Below are 20,562 nucleotides of genomic sequence, written 5' to 3'. Positions count from 1 at the left end.
ATGGTCGCTAGGAAACGTGAATAGGAGTTTTGACCGTGATCGGCATTATTGGCATCGCTGTTGTTTTTATCATGGTGTTGGGCGGATACGTTCTGGCCGGTGGTAGTCTTGGGCCTATTATGAAGGCGCTGCCTTTTGAGATGATCATCATCGGTGGCTCCGGTGTGGGCGCCTTTCTGGTGTCTAACGATGGCTCTGTGGTGAAACACACGCTGAAAGACCTCGGTAAAGTTTTTAAGGGTCCAAAGTGGAAACAGGAAGATTATCGCGATCTTCTGTGTCTGTTATTTGAGCTCATACGATTGGCCAGAAAGAATCCTGTTGCGATCGAAGAGCACATCGAAAACCCAGATGAATCGAGTATTTTTTCTAAATACCCGCGCATTATGGCGGACAAGGAAGCCATCAATCTGATTGCAGACACCATGCGCTCAGCCTCCATGAACTATGACGATCCACACCAGGTGGAAGAAGTTCTGGAGAAGCGAATCGAAGCCAGCTTCCATCACGCGATGCATCCCAATCATGCGTTGCAATCTCTGGCCGATGCGTTGCCTGCTCTGGGGATTGTTGCGGCGGTTCTGGGTGTTATCAAAACCATGGGCTCGATCGATCAACCGCCAGAAGTTCTGGGTAAGATGATCGGTGGCGCACTTGTGGGAACTTTCCTTGGAGTGTTCCTGGCCTACGGTCTGGTGGGGCCATTTGCTGCCAAAATCAAAGGTGTGGTTGAGGATGAGGCGCATTTCTATCAGCTGATCCGTGAGGTGTTGATTGCCAACCTGCACAACCACTCACCAAACATTTGCATTGAAGTTGGGCGTCAGAACACGCCAGGCCACAACCGGCCGCAGTTTGCGGAGCTGGAAGAGGCGCTGGCCGAAGTGAAGAAGGAAGCGGCATGAAACAGCTTCTGCTTGCTGTTCCGATGGTATTGGCAGCCTCTGCGGGGGCTGCACAAGACGTGCTATTCCGGTCCGGCGAGCACGAAGATTTCACCCGTTTGGTGGCAACGTTGCCGTCGGCAGAGACCGATTGGACCGTGTCGCGCGACGGGCGATTTTATACCATCAAGATTGAGGGTGACGCCGTAAACCTGCGCACCAGTACAATCTTTGACAAAATCCCGCGGGACCGGTTGGCCAATTTTGTCGCCAATGACGTCGCTGGCGAGTTGGAGTTGGAACTGGCCTGCGCCTGTCGTGTGGTGTCGATCCCCTATGACGGGCGCTATGTGATTTTTGACATTCGTGACGATCTGCCACCTGCGCAGAACGACGACATGCCGCAGGTACCGTTGTCGTTTGGTGAGGCCGTCGCAGTGGACAAACCTCAACGTCAGTTCCGGTTCTCCTCAATTGAGGCGTCAAAACCCACGCCCACGCCTGTAGAAATGGCGGAAATCAAGCCGACAGAAGACTATTCGGACCTGCTTGCACTGGATAATTTTGTGGAGCGCAAAGCCCAAGTGCAAGTCCTGCGTGGTGATCTAATCAAACAAGTGGATCGCGCAGCCGATCAGAACTTGCTGCACGCCCAAACCCAGCCAGCAGGCAACGGGCTTGTTGGCGATCCTGTGAAAATGGCGGAGTCGCCAATGCCGCCGATGAACGGATCCGATCATGTGCCGCCGCAAGCCGCCATCGGATTGGAAGGACAGGATCTCAATATTGTCGCTTACAACGTGATTGACGAAGTGGGGCGGGACATCGCTGCGCTTTTGAGTGGTCAGGTGGCCACAGGCATGTGCTTGCCTGACACCGCCGTCAACCTTGCGGACTGGAGCGGCGAAGGCACGTTTGTACAAGAACTTGGCCGTTTGCGCCAAGACGTGGTGGGGGAATTTGACCGCACCAATGAAGGCGCGTTGCTGGAAATGGCGCAGCTTTACGTGCACTACACCTTTGGGGCGGAGGCACTTCAGATACTCGAGTTGCTGCCGAAGACCGGCGAAAATAGCATCCTGAGCGCAATGGCGTACATTATGGACGGTCACGAACCCCCCGCCAGCAATGCGGCATTTGCCAATCAAGGGCATTGCTCTGGCAACGCCACGCTTTGGGCAGCCCTGTCCGGCGAAACGTTGGTGGGCGACAGTGCGATCAAGGGTGCGCTGGACGCGCTGCAGAAAATGCCTCGCCATCTGCGGGAGTACTTGGGTCCTAAACTGAGCAACCGACTGGTGGCACAAGGACAAACCGAGGCTGCGACGCTGGTGCTCAATGGCATCGAACGCACCTCACTCAAGCCCGACGTGAACTACGATTTTGCCGAGGCAACTTTGAATGCAGAGCTAGGCAACACCGAAGAAGCCACCGAGGCTCTTACCGAAATTGCCACTCAGAATTCCGACATTGCGACCACCGCAGTGATCGACTTGATCAACACCCATGTGAAACAAGGCGTGCCGCCTTCTGCGGAGACCGTTTCGCTGGTGGGCGCTTTGGCGGTTGAACACAAGACCGGTGCCATGGGGCCAGAATTGCGCCGCGCCCACGCGCTGGCGCGGATGTTGGAGCATGAATTTGGGCCAGCCTTCAAGATTATCAAGGACATCGAAACCCGAGACGGTGCCAAGGCCGCCGCCGACGTGCGCACCCAGTTGGTTCTTGCTATTTTGGAACATGCGGATGATTTTGAAGTGATTTCCTGGTCCATTCAGGAACGACTGGCCGCACCTGGCCGCATTTCATCGGATACTGCGCTGAAACTGGCACAGAAAACGTTTGAGATGGGATTTTTGGGCGAAACCAAACGTCTGATGCAGGCGGCACAAACAGACATTCCAAGTGACGAGAAACGTGTCCTGAACGCGCGACTGGCCCTGGCGGAAGCCTTGCCGAAACGCGCCGAAGCAGAGCTTATGGGCATGGAAACACCTCTTGCAGACCGGCTGCGAGCGCGGGCAAAGGCCATGGCTGGGGATCACGCTGGGGCGGCTCGACTGCTTGCAAAACTTGGCGAGCGCGGCGCGGCGGAGGCGGAAGCTTGGCTCGACGGTGATCTGGCCTCCCTGACCGCATCAGAGAACGAGATCCTAAGACGGGCCTCGACACATCTCCTGCCACCTGAGGACACAGCTGAATTGGACGCTGCAACCGATCGTGTCACGCACGGCATGCTTGCGCGCAACCGCGCCCTGCTTGAAGGAGCCGAGGAAAGCCGTGGGGTATTGGGTGAATTGCTGAATTTGCACAGCCTGTCTGAGCCGTCTTCTTAATCACGGTTACCAAATCGTAAGAAAGCACCGATAGCTTGGGCCTCGAACTGGGGCAGAAAGCTATCGGTATGATAAAACAGTACGTTTTCAACGCGGTGACGCGAATCTATTGCGTCACGCCGAAGACCGCCCAGCGCGGTTTTCTGGGACTTCTGGCAAGTCTCATCTTTGCCATCACCACACCAGCAACCGCGAGCACCGAAGGTGCAGAAACCTGTGATCGCGTGGCCCATATTGTGGCCAACGAATCCGGTGTGCCGGTCAATGTGCTTTTGGCCATCACACGTACCGAAACCGGTCGCAGTCGCGGCGGAAAGCTGTCCCCTTGGCCGTGGACTGTGAACATGGAAGGCAAAGGTGTCTGGTTTGATAGCCACCAAGAAGCCCTGAACTACGTGAAAAGCCATCACAATGCGGGGGCGCGCAGCTTTGACGTAGGATGTTTTCAGCTGAACTACCGCTGGCATGGTCAACACTTTACCGACATTGAGCATATGTTCGATCCTATTGCCAACGCCCGGTATGCGGCGGACTTTTTATCCCGTCTCTATGCAGAAACAAACAGCTGGGATGACGCTGCCGCTGCCTATCATTCCCGCACGCCAAAATACGCAGACAAATACAAAGCCCGTTTCAAGCGCATCATGGCCCAATTGCCAAACCAGGCGGTTATGCCAGTGAAGGCAGTCAAGAAGGTGAAGCCGTTGATGCGGACAGCCAGCGTGATCCGCAAGAACAATTTCCCGCTGCTTCAGCGCAGCAGCTCAGGTGGCGCGATGGGGTCGCTTGTTCCGTTGAGCTCCGGCAGTGGTCGCTCTCTTTTGAGCAATGGAGGGTAATCCGTGAACCCAACTTTTTCCCTAAAAGCGCTTTTCAGCCCAACGATCCTGCTCGCCCTCGCCCTGATGGCGATTATCGTCATGATGATCCTGCCAATGCCTTCCTGGGTGTTGGACGTAGGCCTGGCAACCTCCTTTGCGCTGGCAATTCTGATTTTCACGGTGACGCTGTTTATTGAGCGTCCGTTGGATTTTTCCGCCTTCCCAACCATTCTTTTGGCGTCACTGATGCTCCGCCTCTCGTTGAACGTATCCTCAACCAAGCTGATCATCGGCCAAGGCCACACCGGCACAAACGCCGCTGGTGACGTGATTGAGGGCTTTGCCAACTTCGTGATGGGCGGCAGCGTGTTTCTTGGCCTCGTCGTATTCTGCGTGTTGCTCATTGTGAACTTCATGGTGATCAACAAAGGCGCGACACGCATGGCCGAAGTGGGCGCGCGGTTTGCCCTGGACGGGATGCCCGGCAAACAGCTCGCGATTGACAGCGACATGTCCGCCGGTGCGATTGACCACGCCGAGGCAAAAGCCCGCCGCGAACGCGAACAGCAGGAAACCACCTTCTTTGGCTCGCTGGATGGTGCGTCAAAGTTTGTTAAAGGCGACGCCATTGCCGGTCTGTTGATCACGCTGATGAACCTCGTGATGGGCCTGATCATGGGTGTTGCCGTGCATGGCATGCCAATTGGGCAAGCGTTTGAAACCTATGCCATCCTGACCGTTGGTGATGGCCTAGTCACCCAGATCCCAGCTGTTATCATCTCAATTGCCTCCGCTTTGCTTCTGGCACGTGGCGGCACCACTGGCTCAACCGACCTAACCCTGCTCAAGCAGCTCGGCAACTATCCTCCAGCCATTGCCACTGTTGCGGTGCTGATGGTGATGTTTGCATTGGTGCCTGGTTTGCCGTTTTTGCCTTTCATGGCCGGTGGCGGCGTTCTGGGAAGCGCAGCCTATTATCTGTATAAAAACAAAAAGGCCGAAGCCGAAGCCAGCTTGCAGCCTGAAGAAGACGATGCGCCGGTTCTGCCCCGTGACAAACCCATTGGCGATGTGCTGGACCTAGATGACATCCACGTCGAATTTGCCACTGATCTGGTGAACATGGTGCTGGATCCCGGTGCTGGTCTGGACGCGCGGATTACCAATATGCGGACCCATGTGGCCTCAACCTATGGTTTGATCCTTCCGGAAATCCGCCTCACAGATGAACCGTCCCTGCCCAATGGCACCTACACCATTCGCATTCAGGGCGTGGAACAGGTGCGCGATCGGTTGGAGCCGGAGAAGGTACTGGCATTGGCCGGCGATTCACCTGACGCCCTCCCGTCTGGTGAAGACGTTTCTGAGCCGGTTTATGGCGCCCCTGCCCGCTGGATCGACAGCGCCGCGCAGGAGAAAGCCGCCCTGTCGGGCATCACCATTGTGACCCCGGGAGAAGTGCTCGCCACACATCTGTTGGAAACCATCAAATCCAACTTTGGCCGCCTGCTGACCTTCAAAGCGCTGCGCCGCATTCTGGATGAGATGATGAACCTGTCTGATCCGGTCCGCGCAGATGCCAACCGCCGTATGATGGACGAGTTTGTGCCGGACAAAGTGCCACTCGACTTGTTGCACCGCATCCTGCGCATGTTGCTGGATGAGCAGGTCTCGATCCGCAACATGCCGCTGATTTTGGAATCGATTGCCGAAGCCCGCCATGTGAGTGCGCAGCCAGATGTGATCTGTGAAAATGTACGCCAGCGCCTTGGCTTCCAATTGATTTCAGATCTGAAGCGCAACGACGGGACCATTCCATTGGTGCAGCTTGCGCCAGAATGGGAAGATACATTTGCCACCTACCAGGTGGATGGCGACGCAGGCGGCATGGATGTGGCACTCCCCCCGGATGTGTTCAACGCATTGGCGCAGTCGATTGCCGATCGCATGACCGACGCTGGCAACAGCGGAATATTTGCGGCGCTGGTGACCTCAACACGACGCAGGCGATTCCTGCGTACTGTGTTGAGCGCCAAAGGCATTTCCAATCCGGTGTTGAGTTTTGAGGAAATTGGATTGGATGCCCGACCTGCGCTTGTTGGCGTTGTCGCCGCATGATGGAAACCGCCCTCTTCCTTCTGAACACCACAGAAGCCGCGCTTTGGCACGGCTTTTTGGTGTTTTTGCGGGTCGGGGCTGCGGTGGCTTTGCTGCCCGCATTTGGCGAAACATCTGTGCCTGCGCGGATCAAAATTGGACTGGCACTTGCGTTCACGGTGATTGTTGCCCCTGCGGTGCCGGTGTTTGAAAACGCGGAGCCCAGTTTTGCGGTGATCGCGCAATATGCGCTCACTGAAACCATGAGCGGATTCTTAATGGGCATTGGCGTTCGCATGTTTGTTATGGCGCTGCAGACAGCTGGCACCATCGCCGGTCAGTCGACATCTCTGGCGCAGCTTTTGGGCGGCGCAGCGGGCGAACCTTTGCCCGCCATCGGCAACGTGCTGGTGATTGCAGGCCTGGCCCTCGCCGTGACGATGGGTTTGCACGTCTATGTCGCGCAATACCTGATTGGATCTTATATGCTGTTCCCCGCTGGCACCTTCCCGCCGCGTGAAATCATGACCGAATGGGGCGTGCCGCATATGGCGCAAGCGTTCAACCTAGCGTTCCGTCTGGCTGCGCCATTTGTAATTATTTCCGCGATCTACAACCTGATGCTTGGTGTGATCAACCGCGCCATGCCGCAGTTGATGGTGGCCTTTGTCGGTGCCCCGCTGATCACGGCAGGCGGCCTGTTTCTTTTGTTCCTTGTTGCTCCCGCGTTGCTCACCCTGTGGTGGGGCGCCATGGAGGCCTTCATGATCAACCCAGTTGAGGGATTGAGATGAGCGGCGGACAGGAAGACGACAGCGAAAAGAGTTTTGAGCCCACCCAGAAGAAGCTCGATGACGCGCGCAAAAAAGGTGAGATTGCCAAATCCATGGATGTCTCGGTGGCAGCTGGCTACCTTGGCCTAACGCTGGCATTTCTAACCGTTGGCGCGACCACCATCAAATCGGCAGGTAATGGATTGATGGTGCTTTTGGATCAAGCCGACGAGCTTGCGCCACTGGTATTTGAAGGCGATCCGGCCACGCCAATTGGCGGCATTATGATGGAAGTTATCTTGTCGGTTGCGCCCTGGTTTATTGTGCCAATGGTCGCGGTCATTTTAAGCGTGATTGCGCAGAACGCCTTTTTGGTCACAGGCTCAAAACTTGCCCCAAAATTGTCGCGCATCAACCCGCTGGCCAATGCAAAAAACAAGTTTGGCCGCAGCGGGTTATTTGAATTTGCCAAGAGCTTTGCCAAGCTGGTGATCTACTCGGTGTGCCTCAGTTTTTTCCTGAAGGCGCGCATGGCGGAAATGGCATCAGCTATTCAGCTGGATGCCATTATGGTGCCCGCGCTTCTTGGCCGGCTGATGCTTGAATTCTTTATGATTGTGATTGTGGTCGCAGCCTCGATCGCTGTGGTCGACTATTTTTGGCAACGGGCGGAACACACCCGCAAAAACATGATGACCCGCAAAGAAATGACGGATGAGAGCAAAGAGTCCGAAGGCGATCCGCATATGAAACAACAGCGGCGTCAAAAGGGTCAGGAAATCGCGATGAACCAGATGCTCGCAGATGTACCGGATGCAGATGTGATCATGGTGAACCCAACCCATTACGCGGTGGCGCTGAAATGGTCCCGCATGCCGGGTGCTGCGCCGGTCTGTGTGGCCAAAGGTGTGGATGAAGTAGCAGCCAAAATCCGCGAAGTGGCACAGGAAAACGCTGTGCCAATTCACCGAGATCCACCATCAACCCGTGCACTGCACGCCGTTGCTGAAATTGGCCAGGAAATCCCGCCGGACCATTATGCCCCGGTGGCAGCCGCCATTCGATTCGCTGACGCAATCCGTCAGCGCATGAAAGGACGCGTATGAGCGACGATCTAAAAGAGCTGAATGTCATCACCCAGGCGCGCTATCAAAAGGCGCAGGCTGCGATGCAGGTGGTGCAGGCTGAAGAAAGCAAGCTGCGCGGATTGCTCAGTGACCTGTCAGATCAGGAAAAGAATGGACGAGAGATGCTCAGTGACGACACCGCCATGCGCATCACCGGCGGTGATCTGGCCTGGAACAGTTGGATTGGGCGCAACCGGAAGATTCTCAACCACCAACTGGCCAATGTGATGGTGCGAAAAGAGATCGCATACAAGGACCTGCAGACGCATTTTGGCAAAGCAGATGTGATGGAAAAACTGCTAGAGCATGAGGTGCAAACCCGCCGTCAAATCCGTGCGGTAGCGCTGGTGGATTCGATTATGGAAGGCAAGCTTAGTTGTGGAATGTGAGCTTTTGAGCCTTCAATAAGAAAGGGCGGCGCAGATGAGCGCCGCCCTTTCTTATTGTGGGAATTATATGGCTTACGCGATATCTTGCCGTGTGATCTGCACAATCAAGACATCGGTGATTTCTTCACCAAATGTTTTCTGCGCCGCCTCAAGGAAGGTTTTGCGCAGGCGATCGAGCTTGCTGGAATTGGTGAACGCCCCATCAAACCCACCGAGATTGGCGTGATCAAACATGGCCTGCAAAAGCACCCCACGGATACGGGGTTCAGCCTCAAAGATCCCGTCGCTGTTTCCAGCTTCCACCTCAATTGTAAGGGTGATCAGAATAAGCGAAGCCACAGCATCGTCGTTCACAACGGGCACAATAAACTGATCAACCAGATCGACATATTCACGCCCTTGGGGTGGGCCTACTTCTTTGTCTTTCTTATCCGATTTTGCAGCGTGGTCTTCACCTTCGGCGCCTTCGGTCTGCGCCACCGGGGCGGGTTCTGGACGCAGGGCAAGCCCTGCGCCAACACCGCCACCGATGCCAAGAAGCAGAAGTATAACTGGGAGAAGTTTCTTCATCAGACTACCCGATTAGTATGGCAGGACCGCGTCCATAACCTGTTGACCCCAACGTGGTTGCTGCACGTCGGTGATTTGACCGCGACCGCCGTAAGACACACGGGCCGAGGCAATTTTGTCGAAAGTGATTTCATTTTGACGTGAGATGTCCTCGGAACGGGCAAACCCGGACACGAGCAATTCGCGCAGTTCAAAATTCACCCGCAGCTCCTGGGATCCTTCGATAGCCAGAACGCCATTGGGCAGGACATCAACAACCGTGGCCGCAACCCGCAGAGTCAGTTTTTCACTGCGTTTTACAGATCCGTCACCAGAGCTTTTGCTGTCGGAGCTCAAATCCACCAAGGGATCGGTGGTTGCCCCATCCGGAAGCCGAGAATTGATGCGCTGTGGTAGACCTGCAAGGGCAGGAATGGACAAGCTGTCAGAGCCACTACGATTGCGCTCGGATTCATTTTTGATCTGTGCTTTTTCATCCACCTCGATCACCACGGTGAGAATGTCGCCTCGGCTGGCAGCACGGCGATCGCCAAGCAGCGACGCTTTGTTCCCGCTCCACAGCGACGCGGTGTCAGAACGACGCGACACGCTAGCCTGTTGTGGCAGCGGCGGGTTCATCATGGCGTAGTGCTCTTGATTGTTGGTGGTCGGCGTGAAGCTGGGCGCTTTGCCCATGTGATCGGTGCGGCCACATCCGGAAACGGCCAGCGCCACGAGAAGAATTGCTGTAGAGAAAATACGCACTGGAGTTTTCCTTTAATTGGCGACCTGAATATTGCCATTGGGCAATACAGTTCCGGTGATGGTGGAGCGGGAGCTGAGGTTCATGACACGCAGTCGCTCGCCCTCGCCGGCTCGGGCCAAAGAGCGACCCTCCGTTTCGATTTTCAAACCGCTGGAGTTGTAAATCAGCGTGACAATTTGATTGCGTTCCACAAGCGCCGGCGCCCCGATGTCGGCTTTGCGAACAGGGCGACCAGGGTAAATCGCTTTACGCGCTTCTTGCCCAATCACAGCTTCCAAGTCCGTGTGAACGCCGGGCACATCGCCACGCTTGAGCCCAACTACGCCGGGATCAATGATGGTGTTGGCACGAATGATCTCAGTCGCGACCACAATTTCGGCAGAAACGGGTGCAGCAAGAACTGTCAATATGAGGGCAAGGGCGCGTTTCATTTTAGCGCACCTGCGCCGTGGCTGCCATCATCTGGTCAGCGGCGGTGATGACTTTGGCGTTGAGCTCATAGCCACGTTGGGCTTCGATTAGTTCGGTAACTTCACGCACCGCGTCCACAGAGCTGTCTTCCAGATATCCTTGGCGCAATGTCCCAAGACCGTCTTCGCCCGGGTTGGTCACGTTAGGAGCACCAGATGCTTCGGTTTCAGCAAAGAGATTGCCGCCCAGCGCTTCGAGACCTTTGGCGTTGGTGAAACCCGCCAAGGTGAATTGGCCAAGCTCTTCAGCCTCAGTGGCATCACTAAAATACGCAAACACCTGGCCGTCACCGTTGATGGAAATGCTGGTCGCGTCTTCCGGAATGGTGATTTCTGGTGCTACCGGGAAGCCATCAGAAGTGACAATCAGGCCGTCCGCACTGCGCTTCAAACCACCGTCTCGGGTGTAGGCCGCTTCGCCATTTGGCAGGGTGACTTCAAGGTAACCTTTGCCTTCGATCGCCACGTCCAGATCACCGCCGGTGTTGGACAATGAACCCTGCTCCAGGTTCACGTTGATCGCCGCGGCACGCACACCAAGGCCAACCTGCACGCCCGTTGGGAGCACGGAGCCGTCGGAGGCACTGATCGCACCGGCGCGGGAAACCTGCTGATAATGCAGGTCCGCAAACTCAGCCCGACGAGCGTTATACCCTGTCGTGGACATGTTGGAGAGGTTGTTGGAAATTGTCTCAACGCGCAGTTGCTGAGCACTCATACCGGTAGCTGCAATTGTCAGGGCACGCATTCTGCTGTCCTCTTTCTATGTTTATCTGACGAAGGTTTTCACCGCATCACGGATGCGGTTGTGTTCGTTTTCAAGGAAAGTCTGTCCCATCTCATAGGCGCGTTGCACCTCGATCATACGGGACAATTGGGTGATTGGATTGACGTTGGAGTTTTCCAAAAAGCCCTGCAAAACGCGGGCTTCTTCCACGGGTTCCACCCCATCGGGGGCCTCAAACAGCACGCCAGTTTCCCGCTTCAGATCGAGCGGGTTGACCGGCCGGTAGATACCCAACTGCCCGAGAGGGTTGCCGTCCACACTAAAGGTACCATCAGATGCGACATCCACGCCTTTGGCATCCGGCGGAATAAAGATCGGCGCGCCGCCGGAGTCCAAGACAAGATGGCCATCCATGTTCACCAGGTCGCCATTTTCATTGGGAGAAAACGCACCCGCACGGGTCAGGCGCTCGCCGTCTGGCGTCTGCACCATAAAGAAACCTGGGCCCTCAACCGCAAAATCCAGGCTGCCGCCCGTTTGCTTGAGTGCACCCTGCTCCAGCGAAGTCATCTGCACATTGGCGGTTGCCATGGAGATGCTTTCCGTGCCGGGGGCCGACTTGATGAATTCTGAAAACGCGATGCCTTCGGCGCGGTAGCCGGTGGTGGCTGCGTTGGCGATGTTGTTAGCCAGAACGTTCATCTCACGGGTGAGACCGGACTGACGGGTCAGCGTTGTGTAGCCTGCGTTGTCCATAGTTAGCCTCCTGCAATCAATGGAACGAGAGTGGATTGAAAAAACGACACCAAGGTTTGGCTCATGAAACCCATGGTGGCCCAGAAGACGATGACGATTGAGAGCACTTTGGGCACAAAGGTCAGGGTCATCTCCTGGATTGAAGTCAGCGCTTGAAACAAGCCAACCAAGACACCAGAAACCAACGCCACAGTGAGAATGGGCGCGGAAATCATCGTCGCGACCCAGAGGCCTTGACGTAGAGTGTCAAAAAAGATGGCTTGATCAAACATCAGACCGGCATACGCAGAATTTCTTGGTAGGCTTCGACCACCTTGTTGCGCACGGTCACGGCGGTTTCGACGGCCAACTCCGTTTGCGCCAAAGCTTGCACCAAAGTATGTGGATCCGCTTTGCTGGTCATCGACTGCATGGACACCTGCTCGCTTTCCTGAAGCGTGGCAGCAAAGTCCTTTGCGAGGCCAAATAGGGCATTGCCGCCTTCGCCGTTTTCTGCGGGTCCTGTGGCGGGTTTTGAAGCCGTGTAATTTTGGGCGGCTAGTACTGTACGGACATCCATTCTGGGTCTCCTTAGTTAAACGTTATTTACGCAGTAGTTCCATGAGCGAGGAGGACATCTGACGGGTTTGGTCAAACATCTTGAGATTGGCCTCGTAGCTGCGCTGCGCTTCGCGCGCGTCAGCGATTTCGATGATCATGTCGACATTCGAGCCCATGTAGTTACCGGAGGCATTGGCCATCGGGTGGCTCGGATCAAATATCTTCTGACCTTCTGACCGATCCAGTTGGACGGGACTAACAGAGACCTGTCCATCACGAGTAGCGGTGTCTGCCTCAAAGCTCACGGTCTTGCGCTGATACCCGGGGGTGTCGGCATTGGCGATGTTTTCGGACACATGGCGCAGGCGGGCGGCTTGTGCTCGCAGACCTGACGAGGTGACGCTTAATGCGGAACCAAAATCACTCATTGATCATGACTTTCTGTCTTACTTAACGTCCAAGTGCAGTTCGAAGCACGGACAGGGAGGATTTATAGATGGCCAGCGAACGATCGTGCTGGCGTTTGATGTCAACCGCCTTCAGCATCTCTTCTTCCAAAGAGACACTGTTGCCGCTTGGGGCAACTTCAGCAGTGGTGAGGGTTGGGCGCAATGCAACAGAATCCAACGCATGGCCTTGATGACCGGTGCGGGTTGCACGCATACTGGAGGCACCACCGTCGTTACGGTAGACCTCTTTAAAGGGCGTAATATCGCGGGCTTTGTAGCCCGGCGTATCAGCGTTTGCCATATTCTGAGCAACAACAGACTGTCGTACAGCAGCGTGTTGGCCCATGGCATGTGCAGTTTTAAATACGTTCAAATTCTTGAACACGGGGTTTCTCCCTCGGTGGCTTAAATTAAGGCTTAACCCTGATTCCTTTAGAAAGGGTTTCGAAGGAACTTTGGAGAATCCAAATGGACGCAAAAGGGCTAGAAAGCCTTGGCGCAGAACTCAAAAGAGTGAGCCCAATCAAGGATATAGGCCGAGTCTGCGCGGTTGAAGGCAACCTACTGCGGGTGAGTGGCCTCAATGCAGTTGCACGAATCGGTGATCTGCTGGAAGTGACACTGCATGACGGGGCAAAGATTGCTGGTGAAGTCATACAGCTGCACAGCCAGGATATGACAATGTTGCCGGATGCAACGCCGGATGGCGTGTCTATTGGAGACCGCGTGGCGTTGCGCGACCAGGTGGGCATTGCACCGTCAGATGCTTGGATCGGGCGGATCATTGATCCATATGGCAATCCATTGGACGGGAAGCCGCTGTTGCGCGGACCTAAAATGCGGCCTTTGAAGAACAGCCCGCCGCCGCCTGCCGCACGTCGCGGGCTGGGTGATCGGCTGGAAACCGGCATGGCGATTTTCAACACAATGCTGCCAATTGTGAAGGGCCAACGTATTGGTTTGTTTGCGGGTTCTGGCGTTGGGAAATCAAGTCTGATGGGCCAGTTTGCCAAACATATGACAGGCGATATCGCGGTCATTGCATTGATTGGGGAACGGGGTAGGGAACTGCGGGAGTTTGTGGAAAATGTGTTGGGGCCGGAAGGTCTCAAGCGGTCGATTGTTGTTGCGGCGACGTCAGATCAATCCCCGCTGGTGCGCCGGCGTTGCGCGTTGGCGGCGATGAGCGTGGCAGAACACTTCCGTGATTCCGGTAAGCATGTGATTTTTATGGCGGATTCCATCACACGTTTTGCTGAAGCCCACCGTGAAGTGGCGGTTGCATCAGGTGAAATGCCAGCCCTGCGCGGCTATCCGCCGTCAACCTCGCATATGATCATGTCGCTCTGTGAACGGGCCGGTCCTGGACTCGAAGGTCAGGGCGATATTACCGGTGTTTTCAGTGTCTTAGTCGCTGGCTCAGACATGGATGAACCGATTGCCGACATCCTGCGCGGGGTGCTGGATGGGCATGTGGTGCTGGATCGCAAGATTGCGGAGCGCGGCAGATACCCAGCCGTGGACCTGCTTAGGTCTGTCTCGCGAAGCCTACCGCATTGTGCCACGGACCAAGAAAATGCAACAATTTCAGAGGCTCGCCGGCTTTTAGGGGCGTATGAGCAGAGCGCGACGATGATCCGCGCGGGGCTGTATTCAGCGGGTTCTGACCCAGTTCTGGATGTGGCGATCAACGCCTGGCCAGAGCTGGATGGCTATATGGGTGACGGCAATAGTGCGTCGATTATGAATGCATTTCAAAAGCTTACGCTTCTCTTGCGTCGCGCTGGCGCCAAAGCGTAAACAAACCGGTCATGAAACGACAAAAGCGCGCCCATTGAGGCGCGCTTTTTGCTGAATTTTCACGTCGGTATTACGTCTGTTTCGCGACTGTATTGCGACGGCTCCAGATATTGTGGTTCGGGTCAATAAGACAACAAGGTCAACGCAATCTGACCACCGCTCATACCCTGGGTATTGTTGATCTGAGACATGATCAGATAGCGGTCCACAATCTTTTGCTGCGCATCTTCACTCACAAACTGGCCGATTTCGGTTTCACCCGTGAGCTTTTCCATTCGGCCACGAAAGACTTCGAGTTGCTTGTCGAGATCAAGCGCGCCAAAAGAAGCCGGCAGGTTAAAAGTTTGCTCCATCACATTACGCAGCGGTGGAGAGCCGAGCACCGAAAACCATTTGGTGGTGTCACTTTTTCCGTCAACGGCAATTTCCTGCAGTTCTCGGACCGCGTTTAGCGCCAAGCGCATACTTTCGTCTTGCTCCCCTACAGCAATTTCAAATTGCCGCGTGGTGTATTGCTCTTTGATATTTTCAACAAAGGAATCTTTTTTGTGCCACGGGCCACCCAGATCGCCAAAGCCAAAATCCTTGGTGAAATTCAGATAGCGTTTGTCGGCCATTTTATTGGCCAACGAATCCGAAGCAGAAGAGCCTTCCTCAAGAATTTTCTTCATGAAGAAGGTGTTGTTGATGTCGTCATCCAACCCATAGGCGCCCAGCGCAATCCGCATCAAACGGCGGTCGCTGGTGAGATCCTCAGCGGTTTCGACATTTCGAATATTTTCTTCGAAGTAGTCGAGGTCACGCGAAATTTGTGGCGAACTTTCGAACGCCTTGGTCTGCGTGTCCATCGTGCGCTGGAGAAAGTTCCAGGCAACGAGGCCGGTTCCTGCGACGATGGGTTGAAAACTCATTGGCGGGCCACCGCCATCAGACGATCTTCACGCGGCAACAATGTGCGCAGCGCCTTGAGGCTTTGATAGTGACGGCCAGCAAGCACGGCCTCAGAGGCCAGCGTGATCTGTTGACGGCTGTCATGATCGGTGAAGACCTGGCTCAGATCCTCGATGTGACGCAGCAAGGTACGCTCCACCTCGTCAGCATCTGCATCACCAGACAAAACCAGTTGCAGCGAGTAACACGCTCGGCGCACCGGTGTGTTGGCCTCTTCAGGGTGGATGGCATCCCGCAGACGCAGGATGTGGGCATTTGGGGTCATGATGGACAGTCGGGACCGGCGGTCGCCGTTCTCGATGACTGCGCCATTCACGAGAACCCGCTCTTTGGGGCTCAATTTTAGGACAAGGCCGCTCATGCTGCTGCCGCTCCGCTTCGAAGGCCGCGTAATATCGCGGTGTTGACTTCCAGTAGGGGCCGCACATTGGCGTCGCCCGCCAGCACTTTTGTGCTGTGATGATCCGTGAATTCCGCGAGATAGAAGATCTGGGCCCGAAGCTGTTCGGGAAGACCGTTGTCGGTGCCAGCCACATCCACGGCGAGAAGGGTCCAAAGGGAGCGGTTCTCATGGATGGCTTCGGCTAAAAGAGGGAAACCACGTTTGCCTTGCATGGCAGCTTTCTTAAGCTTGTGGGTGACCCGCGCGATCACGTCATATTCTAGCTTACCTGTGGACTTTGTTGGCGCGCCGGCCTGCCCGTAGGCACGTTTTGCGAGAGCATTTGGTGTCACGTCGGAGTTCTCCCGAGATGCGAGACAGAAATTAAAGAGATGGAGGTGCTGGGGGCGCCGTTTTGGCGCCCCCAACTAAGTCCATTAACGGAAGAGCGACAGCAGCTGCTGTGGCGCCTGGTTCGCAATAGACAGCGACTGTGTCGCCAGCTGCTGCTGAACCTGAAGTGCCTGCAGACGTGCAGAGGTTTCTTCCATATCGGCGTCAACCATGCCGCCGATGCCCGAAGTCAGAGAGTCGGACAACTTACCAACGAAGTCAGACTGAGTGCTGATGCGGGATTCAACGGTACCGAAAGCTGCGGCCGCGTCGATGGTTTCAGTGATCAAGCTTTCAATTGAACCAAGAGCCGCCGTCGCACCCGCAGAGGTGGATACGTCGATGGCTGCCAGTTCAGCCAAATCACCCGAGCCGGCGTTTTGGAATTGACCGGTGACGGTCAAGTCGGCAGTGCCGTTGTTGGTGAAGGTCAGCTGACCTGCTGCCGCGCCCGGATCGTAGTCAACTTGAAGATCGGCGATGCCAAGATTGTCGATGGCGTTCTTCAGGCCAGATGCGACCATCTCAGAAGTGTTGATACCTGCACCGACGTCGTCTGCGCTCACAGTAAAGGACGCAGTTTGGTCACCCAAGCGAATTTCGACTTTGTCACCTGCAACCAATGCTGCACCGGAGTCGTCGATTGTGATCTGATCCGAGCCACCACCTTGGTCAAGGGAGAGGACAACGGTGTCACCGTCAGTAGACGGCGTACCACCAGAAGAACCGAAGACGTCTTTGGCAGTATAACCACCAGTTGACAGGTTGGCACCAGTAACAGTGATCGACGAAGCGCTCACTGCACCGGAAGAGTCTCGGTCAAGAGAGGACAAAACGTCAGTAGAAGCGGTGGAACCGTCAACCAGGTTCAGACCGTTGAACTGGGCAGCGCCCACAACGGAGGAAATCTGATCACGCAGTTCGGTGACTTCAGCTTGCAGTTTTGTCCGGTCCACGTTGTCCCCTTGGGAAGCAACAATGCGCTCTTTCATCTGACCCAGGAGGTCGGTCACTGTTTCGGTTGCCTGGCGGGCAACTGCGACAGTAGATTCACCCAGCGAAAGGCTTTCTTTCACCGATTTGAAACCGTTCACGTCAGATTCCATCGTCTTGGAGATGGCCCAAACAGCAGCGTTTTGCTTGGAGTCGGCAACCTTTTTACCAGTAGAGATCTGGCCTTGGGTTTCAGACAAGCTGGAGTTTACGGATTTCAGGGTTTGCAGCGCAACCATTGCGCCGTTGTTTGTCAGAATGCTGGACATGGCATTTCCTATATGTCGTGACGCTTTTGCGTCGGTTTGTATTTTGCGCCTCTTTTAGGGAGGCACTCCTGAACGTCATTCTGACATCTACCGGTCGGCTCAGGTCCGTGTCCGGTGCCACCCTCCTTGGGATGCGGGATCAACATGGCGTGGTAAGTGCTAACGTTTCCCTAAACCCAAACCGCACAATCTGTGGCATTTTAAACAAACTGGGAAGAGAGCGATTTACGCTCTCTTTTCAACACGTTGACCGGCGTTCAATTGAACGGCTTGGCGCTGGCCACGGTTATCATAAGATTCGAATGTGGTGCGCACGCGGCGCATGGTGCCCATGCGTTCCTGAGTGGCACGCAAACCGGCCTGTGCCGATTCCAAAAGTTGGTGGTTGCGGGCGAAGCCTTCCTGCAATGGGGTGAGATCGTCTGCGTCGATCTCTTGCTCCTCTTGCAGGGTGGTGAGGTCTTCGAACAGTGCTTCTTTGCGTGTCAAAAGATCTGGCAGCGCATCCAGTTTGCCTTCGAGAAGCGCGGTGCGCTCGTCCTCCAGCAATTCGTGAAGCGAATCGATCAGCGGGATTTCAACGGTCTCATCAGACATCGGCGCGCTCCTTTAGAGCATTGAAGAACGCCTCGGACAGGCCGATGCCGCCGGCGTCCACCATGGCGCGGGCTTGTTCCTGCACCAGGAAGGAGGAGAACTGGTCTTCACCAGCGCCGCCACCAAAGGATTCACTTGTTTTTCCAAGGCCTGCGGACTTGAGCATCTCGGCTAGGAAGCCGGCTTCAAGCTCCTTGGCGGCGTCGCGCAGGGCGGTTTCACGCGCGCTGGGCACGGGTTGGATCGGGGGCGCAGCAGGCGCGAGGGGAGTGGGTGTGTTGAGCATTTCTTGCCTCACAGTCTAAACGTGGATTTTTTAGTTGTGGCTCAGGACGGTAAAGAAAGTGGTAAGGAAGACTGGCGTAGAGAGGGGATGAGGAAGAATTCCCGGAGACCGCTATGCTTAATCTGCCTTTTGTGACCCAACCGTCGGTCACCAATGAGACAACTGCCACCAAGAACGCGCCCAAGCCAAAGCAGGAAAAAGACGATTTTTCCAAGACTTACGAGGCGTCGGACAAAGGTGATGACCGTCCATCCGAGGACGTGAAAGACACCCGCACCCCCGATCAGGATCAGGACAACACCGCGCCGAAAGAGGCCGATTCGCGGCCTGACAAAGACGGCAGACAGGCCAAGTCTGATGGGCAGGATACACCGTCTGAGACACCTGAGGACGCAGATTTTGTCGCTGTGGAGGTGGCTCAAACCGTACATGACGTGCCTGAGGTTGCGCCCGCAGATGCGGAAACAAAGGTCGCCAAAGGTGCCACAGAAAACGCCGCACTGATGAAATTGGCGACGCAGGCAAGCGACACGGCCAAACAGGTCGTTACCGGACAGGCACAAACACAAACTACCGACGCAAAACAAATTGTATTGCCGGAACAAGCCGCCCCTAAAGCTGTGGATGCGGTGCAAATGGCCAACGCACAGTCCGGAAAATTGGTGGCAGAAACTGGCGAAGGGCTCGACCCGATGCGCGTGAGCGTCCGGTCGCAGGTGAACCAACAGGCGGCGCAGGCCGCACCGCAACAGATTGTGCAGGAAGTGGCGGCGCAAGATGCAGGGCGTCGTGGCGCTGTTAAGCAGAGCGTGGAAGCAGTGGAAGAGCCAACGGCTCCCAAACTGGAAACCCCGTCGGTGCCAACAACCTCCACCACGCAACAGTTGCAAGCCCGCGCGATTATGGAGCAGGTCAACGCCGGCGTGCCGCAGATGAACAACAAAGCTGCGGATATTCAGGCCAGCCAGAACCTCGACATGATGATTGCCGCCGCAGATGAAAGCACCAACAGCTCCCGCTCGATCATGAGTTCCCAAGAAGCCGCATCTCAGGCACGCCTGACCAACAGCGCGCCAAACCCAGCCTATGTGGTGCGACAGGTCGCAGATGCCTTCAAGATGTCGGACAAGAATCTGATTGAGCTGGCGATGGATCCTCCCGAGTTGGGCAAGGTGCGGATGTCCATGTCTGAAGCTGGTGGCGTGATGACCGTGAACATCGCGGCTGAAAGCCAAGCCACAACCGAATTGATGCGGCGTCACATCGACATGCTGCGCAAAGACTTTATGGAGATGGGCTACAAAGACGTCGCATTCAGCTTTGAACAGCAAGGCAGCGGCGGCCAAGACACCCAATCCGGAAATGATTTTGGCCAAGGTGGCCAGGGTGGTCACGCCCAAGGCGACGTCGCTCTGATGGCGGATGCCGCCACATTGGCCGCACAACAGGCCACCCCCCAAACCCTCGTGAGCAGCGGCCTTGATATCCGCGTCTAGGAGAGACACATGACCCCGACCGCAACCTCTGCGGCGCCCCAGACTGGCGCAGCACAAGCCACAGCAGCAGCAGCCGCCGCAAATGAGCCCACAAACGGGTCCGCGGCGCTGGCTTCTGATTTTGAAACCTTTCTGACCATGCTGTCGGTACAGATGCAGAACCAAGATCCACTGAACCCAACCGATTCGACAGAATTTGCGTCGCAGCTGGCGCAGTTCTCCACCGTGGAACAACAAACGCTCACCAACACGCTGTTGACCAACCTTGGATCACAGCTCGGCGCTATGGGCATGGGCAACCTGGCAACCTGGGTTGGCATGGAAGCCCGCGTGACGGCTCCGGCGCATTTCACCGGCGACCCGATTCAGGTTGTGCCAAATGCCAATGATCTGGCCGCAACGGCAACGCTGATTGTGCGCAACGAAGCCGGCAGCGAGGTGCAACGCTATGCGATTGATCCCAAATCTGACACCGTGACTTGGTCTGGTATTGACGACGCGGGCAACCCGTTCCCGAACGGGAACTATACCTTTGTTACCGAAAGCCGCGCCAACGGAGAGACTTTGGACACTGTTTATGGCGACATTTATGCGCGGGTGACCGAAGCCCGCAACACAGATCAAGGCGTGGTTTTAATCTCGCCCGGTGGTGTGGAGTTTGCTGCGGATTCGGTTGTGTCGCTGCGTGAGCCAACCACCTAAGCCTTGCCT

Annotated in this window: 25 protein-coding genes; 10 read left to right on the top strand and 15 right to left on the bottom strand. The window is 55.7% G+C overall.

Features of this window, described 5'->3' with window-relative positions; genetic code table 11:
• Positions 1–35 precede the first annotated feature (35 nt).
• The 7 genes from motA (at position 36) to QOL67_RS03840 (ending at position 8,427) form a co-directional block, all read left to right on the top strand.
• Positions 36–905 (top strand): flagellar motor stator protein MotA, encoded by an 870-nt coding sequence (gene motA / locus QOL67_RS03870; RefSeq protein WP_283424623.1) that lies wholly within the window; start codon positions 36–38, stop codon positions 903–905.
• Positions 902–3,220, top strand: a complete 2,319-nt coding sequence (locus QOL67_RS03865; protein ID WP_283424622.1) for a hypothetical protein — start codon at positions 902–904, stop codon at positions 3,218–3,220. The genes motA and QOL67_RS03865 overlap by 4 nt, the downstream gene beginning before the upstream one ends.
• Before the next feature lie 68 nt (positions 3,221–3,288).
• On the top strand, positions 3,289–4,059 hold the full coding sequence (locus tag QOL67_RS03860; protein ID WP_283424621.1) for a transglycosylase SLT domain-containing protein: 771 nt from the start codon (positions 3,289–3,291) through the stop codon (positions 4,057–4,059).
• 66 nt (positions 4,060–4,125) lie between these two features.
• Entirely contained in the window at positions 4,126–6,159 is a 2,034-nt protein-coding gene (gene flhA, locus QOL67_RS03855) for a flagellar biosynthesis protein FlhA (RefSeq protein WP_430458935.1), read from the top strand.
• Positions 6,156–6,932 (top strand): flagellar biosynthetic protein FliR, encoded by a 777-nt coding sequence (locus QOL67_RS03850; RefSeq protein ID WP_283424619.1) that lies wholly within the window; start codon positions 6,156–6,158, stop codon positions 6,930–6,932. The genes flhA and QOL67_RS03850 overlap by 4 nt, the downstream gene beginning before the upstream one ends.
• Positions 6,929–8,017, top strand: a complete 1,089-nt coding sequence (locus tag QOL67_RS03845; RefSeq protein WP_283424618.1) for an EscU/YscU/HrcU family type III secretion system export apparatus switch protein — start codon at positions 6,929–6,931, stop codon at positions 8,015–8,017. The genes QOL67_RS03850 and QOL67_RS03845 overlap by 4 nt, the downstream gene beginning before the upstream one ends.
• A complete protein-coding gene (locus QOL67_RS03840; RefSeq protein ID WP_283424617.1) occupies positions 8,014–8,427 on the top strand; it encodes a hypothetical protein in 414 nt (137 codons plus the stop codon). The genes QOL67_RS03845 and QOL67_RS03840 overlap by 4 nt, the downstream gene beginning before the upstream one ends.
• 72 nt (positions 8,428–8,499) lie before the next feature.
• On the opposite strand, the gene QOL67_RS03835 is transcribed toward QOL67_RS03840, so the two are convergent.
• From QOL67_RS03835 to QOL67_RS03795, 9 genes are read right to left on the bottom strand one after another with little or no spacing between them, the layout of a single operon-like run.
• Entirely contained in the window at positions 8,500–8,997 is a 498-nt protein-coding gene (locus QOL67_RS03835) for a flagellar basal body-associated protein FliL (protein WP_283424616.1), read from the bottom strand.
• A gap of 12 nt (positions 8,998–9,009) precedes the next feature.
• Positions 9,010–9,741: a flagellar basal body L-ring protein FlgH gene (flgH, locus tag QOL67_RS03830; protein ID WP_430458930.1), complete on the bottom strand. Its 732-nt coding sequence runs from the start codon at positions 9,739–9,741 to the stop codon at positions 9,010–9,012.
• Positions 9,742–9,753: 12 nt separating this feature from the next.
• Positions 9,754–10,173 (bottom strand): flagellar basal body P-ring formation chaperone FlgA, encoded by a 420-nt coding sequence (flgA, locus tag QOL67_RS03825; protein ID WP_283424615.1) that lies wholly within the window; start codon positions 10,171–10,173, stop codon positions 9,754–9,756.
• A gap of 1 nt (position 10,174) precedes the next feature.
• Positions 10,175–10,960: a flagellar basal-body rod protein FlgG gene (gene flgG, locus QOL67_RS03820; protein ID WP_283424614.1), complete on the bottom strand. Its 786-nt coding sequence runs from the start codon at positions 10,958–10,960 to the stop codon at positions 10,175–10,177.
• A 21-nt stretch (positions 10,961–10,981) separates the two neighbouring features.
• Positions 10,982–11,695, bottom strand: a complete 714-nt coding sequence (locus QOL67_RS03815) for a flagellar hook-basal body complex protein (RefSeq protein ID WP_283424613.1) — start codon at positions 11,693–11,695, stop codon at positions 10,982–10,984.
• Positions 11,696–11,697: 2 nt separating this feature from the next.
• Positions 11,698–11,967 carry a flagellar biosynthetic protein FliQ gene (locus QOL67_RS03810; protein WP_283424612.1) on the bottom strand — a complete coding sequence of 90 codons (270 nt, stop codon included), beginning with the start codon at positions 11,965–11,967 and terminating at the stop codon, positions 11,698–11,700.
• Positions 11,967–12,254 (bottom strand): flagellar hook-basal body complex protein FliE, encoded by a 288-nt coding sequence (gene fliE / locus QOL67_RS03805; protein ID WP_283424611.1) that lies wholly within the window; start codon positions 12,252–12,254, stop codon positions 11,967–11,969. Before fliE ends, QOL67_RS03810 begins: the two co-directional genes overlap by 1 nt.
• 22 nt (positions 12,255–12,276) lie before the next feature.
• Positions 12,277–12,663, bottom strand: coding sequence for a flagellar basal body rod protein FlgC (gene flgC, locus QOL67_RS03800; RefSeq protein WP_283424610.1), 387 nt, complete (start codon positions 12,661–12,663; stop codon positions 12,277–12,279).
• Between the two features lie 22 nt (positions 12,664–12,685).
• Entirely contained in the window at positions 12,686–13,069 is a 384-nt protein-coding gene (locus tag QOL67_RS03795) for a FlgB family protein (RefSeq protein WP_283424609.1), read from the bottom strand.
• Positions 13,070–13,152: 83 nt separating this feature from the next.
• Between QOL67_RS03795 and QOL67_RS03790 the strand changes: the two genes are divergently transcribed.
• Entirely contained in the window at positions 13,153–14,484 is a 1,332-nt protein-coding gene (locus QOL67_RS03790) for a FliI/YscN family ATPase (RefSeq protein WP_283424608.1), read from the top strand.
• A gap of 122 nt (positions 14,485–14,606) precedes the next feature.
• Here the strand turns inward: QOL67_RS03790 and QOL67_RS03785 are convergent, their stop codons facing one another.
• The 6 genes from QOL67_RS03785 to QOL67_RS03760 all read right to left on the bottom strand — a co-directional run bounded on the left by QOL67_RS03785 (position 14,607) and on the right by QOL67_RS03760 (position 18,355).
• On the bottom strand, positions 14,607–15,395 hold the full coding sequence (locus QOL67_RS03785) for a DUF1217 domain-containing protein (protein WP_283424607.1): 789 nt from the start codon (positions 15,393–15,395) through the stop codon (positions 14,607–14,609).
• Positions 15,392–15,796: a flagellar biosynthesis repressor FlbT gene (flbT, locus tag QOL67_RS03780; RefSeq protein ID WP_283424606.1), complete on the bottom strand. Its 405-nt coding sequence runs from the start codon at positions 15,794–15,796 to the stop codon at positions 15,392–15,394. The genes QOL67_RS03785 and flbT overlap by 4 nt, the downstream gene beginning before the upstream one ends.
• Positions 15,793–16,170 (bottom strand): flagellar biosynthesis regulator FlaF, encoded by a 378-nt coding sequence (flaF, locus tag QOL67_RS03775; protein WP_283424605.1) that lies wholly within the window; start codon positions 16,168–16,170, stop codon positions 15,793–15,795. The genes flbT and flaF overlap by 4 nt, the downstream gene beginning before the upstream one ends.
• Before the next feature lie 84 nt (positions 16,171–16,254).
• Positions 16,255–17,472 carry a flagellin N-terminal helical domain-containing protein gene (locus QOL67_RS03770; protein ID WP_283424604.1) on the bottom strand — a complete coding sequence of 406 codons (1,218 nt, stop codon included), beginning with the start codon at positions 17,470–17,472 and terminating at the stop codon, positions 16,255–16,257.
• A 225-nt stretch (positions 17,473–17,697) separates the two neighbouring features.
• Positions 17,698–18,069 carry a flagellar biosynthesis protein FlgN gene (locus tag QOL67_RS03765; protein WP_283424603.1) on the bottom strand — a complete coding sequence of 124 codons (372 nt, stop codon included), beginning with the start codon at positions 18,067–18,069 and terminating at the stop codon, positions 17,698–17,700.
• Complete coding sequence (locus tag QOL67_RS03760) at positions 18,062–18,355, bottom strand: rod-binding protein (protein ID WP_283424602.1); 294 nt, start codon at positions 18,353–18,355, stop codon at positions 18,062–18,064. The genes QOL67_RS03765 and QOL67_RS03760 overlap by 8 nt, the downstream gene beginning before the upstream one ends.
• A gap of 113 nt (positions 18,356–18,468) precedes the next feature.
• On the opposite strand from QOL67_RS03760, the gene QOL67_RS03755 reads away from it, so the two are divergent.
• Positions 18,469–19,851 (top strand): flagellar hook-length control protein FliK, encoded by a 1,383-nt coding sequence (locus QOL67_RS03755; RefSeq protein WP_283424601.1) that lies wholly within the window; start codon positions 18,469–18,471, stop codon positions 19,849–19,851.
• Between the two features lie 9 nt (positions 19,852–19,860).
• Positions 19,861–20,553 carry a flagellar hook capping FlgD N-terminal domain-containing protein gene (locus QOL67_RS03750; protein WP_283424600.1) on the top strand — a complete coding sequence of 231 codons (693 nt, stop codon included), beginning with the start codon at positions 19,861–19,863 and terminating at the stop codon, positions 20,551–20,553.
• Positions 20,554–20,562 lie beyond the last annotated feature (9 nt).

This window comes from Shimia sagamensis (assembly GCF_900182745.1).
GTDB classification, from domain to species: Bacteria; Pseudomonadota; Alphaproteobacteria; order Rhodobacterales; family Rhodobacteraceae; genus Shimia; species Shimia sagamensis.
This window is presented reverse-complemented; position numbering and strand designations above follow the sequence as displayed.

Coding starts and splice junctions, on each gene's coding strand:
- QOL67_RS03865 (WP_283424622.1), top strand. CDS start 902: ATGAAACAGCTTCTGCTTGCTGTTCCGATGGTATTGGCAGCCTCTGCG.
- QOL67_RS03860 (WP_283424621.1), top strand. CDS start 3,289: ATGATAAAACAGTACGTTTTCAACGCGGTGACGCGAATCTATTGCGTC.
- flhA (WP_430458935.1), top strand. CDS start 4,126: ATGGCGATTATCGTCATGATGATCCTGCCAATGCCTTCCTGGGTGTTG.
- QOL67_RS03850 (WP_283424619.1), top strand. CDS start 6,156: ATGATGGAAACCGCCCTCTTCCTTCTGAACACCACAGAAGCCGCGCTT.
- QOL67_RS03845 (WP_283424618.1), top strand. CDS start 6,929: ATGAGCGGCGGACAGGAAGACGACAGCGAAAAGAGTTTTGAGCCCACC.
- QOL67_RS03840 (WP_283424617.1), top strand. CDS start 8,014: ATGAGCGACGATCTAAAAGAGCTGAATGTCATCACCCAGGCGCGCTAT.
- QOL67_RS03835 (WP_283424616.1), bottom strand. CDS start 8,997: ATGAAGAAACTTCTCCCAGTTATACTTCTGCTTCTTGGCATCGGTGGC.
- flgA (WP_283424615.1), bottom strand. CDS start 10,173: ATGAAACGCGCCCTTGCCCTCATATTGACAGTTCTTGCTGCACCCGTT.
- flgG (WP_283424614.1), bottom strand. CDS start 10,960: ATGCGTGCCCTGACAATTGCAGCTACCGGTATGAGTGCTCAGCAACTG.
- QOL67_RS03815 (WP_283424613.1), bottom strand. CDS start 11,695: ATGGACAACGCAGGCTACACAACGCTGACCCGTCAGTCCGGTCTCACC.
- QOL67_RS03810 (WP_283424612.1), bottom strand. CDS start 11,967: ATGTTTGATCAAGCCATCTTTTTTGACACTCTACGTCAAGGCCTCTGG.
- fliE (WP_283424611.1), bottom strand. CDS start 12,254: ATGGATGTCCGTACAGTACTAGCCGCCCAAAATTACACGGCTTCAAAA.
- flgC (WP_283424610.1), bottom strand. CDS start 12,663: ATGAGTGATTTTGGTTCCGCATTAAGCGTCACCTCGTCAGGTCTGCGA.
- QOL67_RS03790 (WP_283424608.1), top strand. CDS start 13,153: ATGGACGCAAAAGGGCTAGAAAGCCTTGGCGCAGAACTCAAAAGAGTG.
- QOL67_RS03785 (WP_283424607.1), bottom strand. CDS start 15,395: ATGAGTTTTCAACCCATCGTCGCAGGAACCGGCCTCGTTGCCTGGAAC.
- flbT (WP_283424606.1), bottom strand. CDS start 15,796: ATGAGCGGCCTTGTCCTAAAATTGAGCCCCAAAGAGCGGGTTCTCGTG.
- QOL67_RS03770 (WP_283424604.1), bottom strand. CDS start 17,472: ATGTCCAGCATTCTGACAAACAACGGCGCAATGGTTGCGCTGCAAACC.
- QOL67_RS03765 (WP_283424603.1), bottom strand. CDS start 18,069: ATGTCTGATGAGACCGTTGAAATCCCGCTGATCGATTCGCTTCACGAA.
- QOL67_RS03760 (WP_283424602.1), bottom strand. CDS start 18,355: ATGCTCAACACACCCACTCCCCTCGCGCCTGCTGCGCCCCCGATCCAA.
- QOL67_RS03755 (WP_283424601.1), top strand. CDS start 18,469: ATGCTTAATCTGCCTTTTGTGACCCAACCGTCGGTCACCAATGAGACA.
- QOL67_RS03750 (WP_283424600.1), top strand. CDS start 19,861: ATGACCCCGACCGCAACCTCTGCGGCGCCCCAGACTGGCGCAGCACAA.